The sequence below is a fragment of the Streptomyces poriferorum genome (assembly GCF_019399235.1).
Classification (GTDB): domain Bacteria; phylum Actinomycetota; class Actinomycetes; order Streptomycetales; family Streptomycetaceae; genus Streptomyces; species Streptomyces poriferorum.
In genome coordinates, this window is the sequence record NZ_JAELVH010000483.1 from 1 (window position 1) to 3,364 (window position 3,364).

3 protein-coding genes are annotated in these 3,364 nt (G+C 73.7%); all 3 read right to left on the reverse strand.

Going from position 1 to position 3,364, the window contains the following annotated elements:
* Nucleotides 1-700 (reverse strand): cobyrinic acid a,c-diamide synthase CobB (locus JGS39_RS38740; protein WP_219574460.1); only part of this gene is annotated, 700 nt, incomplete at its 3' end.
* Complete coding sequence (gene cobO, locus JGS39_RS38745) at nucleotides 694-1,293, reverse strand: cob(I)yrinic acid a,c-diamide adenosyltransferase (RefSeq protein WP_219574461.1); 600 nt, start codon at nucleotides 1,291-1,293, stop codon at nucleotides 694-696. The genes JGS39_RS38740 and cobO, both read right to left, overlap by 7 nt.
* Nucleotides 1,293-3,323 carry a putative cobaltochelatase gene (locus JGS39_RS38750; protein WP_219574462.1) on the reverse strand — a complete coding sequence of 677 codons (2,031 nt, stop codon included), beginning with the start codon at nucleotides 3,321-3,323 and terminating at the stop codon, nucleotides 1,293-1,295. The genes cobO and JGS39_RS38750 overlap by 1 nt, the downstream gene beginning before the upstream one ends.
* Nucleotides 3,324-3,364: the final 41 nt, after the last annotated feature.

Below are 3,364 nucleotides of genomic sequence, written 5' to 3' on the forward strand. Positions count from 1 at the left end.
CCGGCGGCGCGGACCGCGCCAAGGCCATCAGCGCCTCCAGGTCACACCCGCCCCGCACCCGGTCCCCCATCGCCGCGACAGCGGCCACCGCGTCGCCGCGCCGCTCGGCGACCGGCACCAGCCCCAGATGCCGCGAGGGCACAGCCACCTGCGGGGCCCTCCGCAGCACCCCCAGCACCGGCACCCCGGACTCGTCCAGCGCCTCCCGCAGCAACGCCTCGTGCCGGTCGGAGCCCACCTTGTTCAGGATCACCCCGCCGATCCGTACCTGCGTGTCCCACGAGGCGAACCCGTGCACCAGCGCGGCCACGGACCGCGACTGCGACGACGCGTCCACGACCAGTACCACCGGCGCCCGCAGCAACTTCGCGACGTGCGCGGTCGAGGCGAGCTCGCCCTGGCCCGACGCCCCGTCGTACAGCCCCATCACGCCCTCGACGACCGCCAGGTCGCACCCCCGCGCACCGTGCGCGAACAGCGGGGCGATCAGCTCCGGCCCGCACATGTACGCGTCGAGATTGCGCCCCGGCCGCCCGGTGGCGAGGGTGTGGTAGCCCGGATCGATGTAGTCGGGCCCCACCTTGTGCCCGGACACGGCGAGCCCCCGCCCGGCGAAGGCGGCCATCAGGCCCGTCGCGACGGTGGTCTTGCCGCTGCCGGACGACGGCGCGGCGATGACCAGGCGCGGAACGTTCACCACTCGATGCCCCTCTGGCCCTTCTGCCCGGCGTCCATCGGATGCTTGACCTTCGACATGTCGGTGACCAGATCGGCGGCGTCCACCAGCGCGGCGGGCGCGTTGCGGCCGGTGATCACCACGTGCTGGTTGCCCGGCCGCCGGCGCAGCACCTCGACGACCTCATCGGTGTCGACCCAGCCCCAGTGCATCGGGTAGGCGAACTCGTCGAGTACGTACAGCCGGTACGTCTCGGCTGCCAGGTCACGCTTGACCTGCTCCCAGCCCTCCCGCGCCGCCGCCTCGTTGTCCAGCTGCTGGTCGCGCTGGACCCAGGACCAGCCCTCGCCCATCTTGTGCCAGGCGACGGAACCGCCCTCGTCGCTCGCGCCGAGGACCTTCAGCGCGTTCTCCTCGCCGACCTTCCACTTCGCCGACTTCACGAACTGGAAGACCCCGATGGGCCAGCCCTGATTCCAGGCGCGCAGGGCGAGCCCGAAGGCCGCCGTCGACTTCCCCTTGCCGATGCCGGTGTGCACCACCAGCAGTGCCCGGTTGCGGCGCTGACGGGTGGTGAGTCCGTCGTCCGGCACGCTGACCGGCTGTCCCTGCGGCATTACGCGGCCCTCCCGCTGTAGCTCTGAACGTCCTTGACCAGTCCGGCGATCGAGTCGGCCCGCAGCTCGTCGAGCGTGACGGCGGTGCCGCCCAGCTCGCCCGCGAGGCTCACCGCGAGCCCGAGCCGCACCGGCCCCGACTCGCAGTCCACGACTACGGAAGCCGTGCCCTCCACCTCATGCAGCCGGGCCGCCCGCGAGGCCAGCGCCACCGGCTCCGGCCCCCCGGTCGCCCGCCCGTCCGTGACCACGACCAGCAACGGCCGCCGCGAAGGATCGCGCAGCCGCTCCACCCGCAGTACGTCATGGGCCTTCAGCAGCCCGGCGGCCACCGGGGTACGCCCGCCGGTCGGCAGCATCTCCAGCCGCGCGGCGGCGGCGTCCACCGACGACGTCGGCGGCAGCACCACCTCGGCGTCCTTGCCCCGGAAGGTGATCAGCCCGACCTTGTCGCGCCGCTGGTAGGCGTCCATCAGCAGGGAGAGCACCGCACCCTTCACGGCGGTCATCCGCTGCCGGGCGGCCATCGATCCGGACGCGTCCACGACGAACAGCACGAGATTCCCCTCGCGCCCTTCCCGTACCGCCTGCCGCAGATCGTCCCGCCGCACCACCAGACCCCGGCCCGACCGGCCCCGCGCCCGCTGATGCGGGGCGGCGGCCCGCACGGTCGCGGCCAGGTGCAACTTGGTCAGCGCGCCCTGCGGACGCCGCGCACCGGTTGTCCGCCCGTGCTCGGTACGCGCCCGGGACCGCCGCCCCGCCGCGCCCTCGCCGAGACCCGGCACGCTCAGCATCTTCGTACGGAACGGCTCACCGGCCCGTACGGGCTGCTGCTCGCCGCTTCCGGTGGACTGCCCCTGTGCGGGCTCCTGTTCCTTCTCCCCGCCCTGCTCGGGCACGGACTGCGCGGGCGTGTCGTCGGCGCCGCCCTCGGGCTGCGGCGGTGTGTCCGGCCCGTCGCCCTCCGGCGGCCGGCCGCCGCCATCAGGCCCGTCGGGGTCCGGATCGTCGTCCTCGCCGCTGTTCTGCTCCAGCGTGTCGTCGAGCTTGTCCTCGTCGAGCCCCGGCGCGTCGAAGGGATTGCGCCGACGCCGGTGGGGGAGCGCGAGCAGGGCGGCCTGCCGCACGTCCTCGGCGAGCACGTCGGTACGCCCCGCCCACGCGGCCAGGGCGGTGGCGGTCCTGGCCATCACGATGTCGGCCCGCATCCCGTCGACCTCGAAGGCGGCGCAGGTGGCCGCGATCTGGCGCAACGCGCCGTCACCGAGGCGGACTTGCGGCAGCAGCGCACGCGCGGCCACGATCCGGGCCCGCAACGCGCCTTCCTCGTCGGCCCACAGGGCGGCGAACGCGGCCGGATCGTCGTCGTACGCGAGCCGGCGCCGTACGACCTCGACCCGCAGACCGGTCTCACGGGAGGCGGCGACCTCGACGGTCAGCCCGAACCGGTCGAGCAACTGCGGGCGCAGCTCACCCTCTTCGGGGTTCATCGTCCCGACCAGCAGGAAGCGGGCGGCATGCCGTACGGAGACGCCTTCGCGCTCCACGTACGAGGCGCCCATGGCCGCGGCGTCCAGCAGCAGATCGACCAGGTGGTCATGGAGCAGGTTGACCTCGTCGACGTACAGGATCCCGCGATGCGCGTCCGCGAGGAGCCCCGGCTCGAAGGCCTTCACACCCTCGGCGAGCGCCCGCTCGATGTCGAGCGCCCCGACGAGCCGGTCCTCGGACGCGCCGACAGGCAGCTCTACGGTCCGCGCGGCCCGCGACACGCCGGATCCGGCCTCGTGGGGCCCGTCGGGACACGCCGGATCGGGCGCCTCCGGGGCGCAGGAGAACCGGCATCCGGGGACGACGGACACCTCGGGCATGAGCGCGGCGAGCGCACGCACCGCGGTGGACTTGGCGGTGCCCTTCTCGCCGCGCACCAGCACCCCGCCGACGGCGGGTGAGACGGCGTTCAACAGCAGTCCGAGCCGGAGGTCGTCCTGCCCGACGATGGCGGTGAAGGGATAAGGCGTACTCACAAGGCCTCCTTGGGGGAACATTCCAGCCCCTCCGGCGTTTG

Coding starts and splice junctions, on each gene's coding strand:
- cobO (WP_219574461.1), bottom strand. CDS start 1,293: ATGCCGCAGGGACAGCCGGTCAGCGTGCCGGACGACGGACTCACCACC.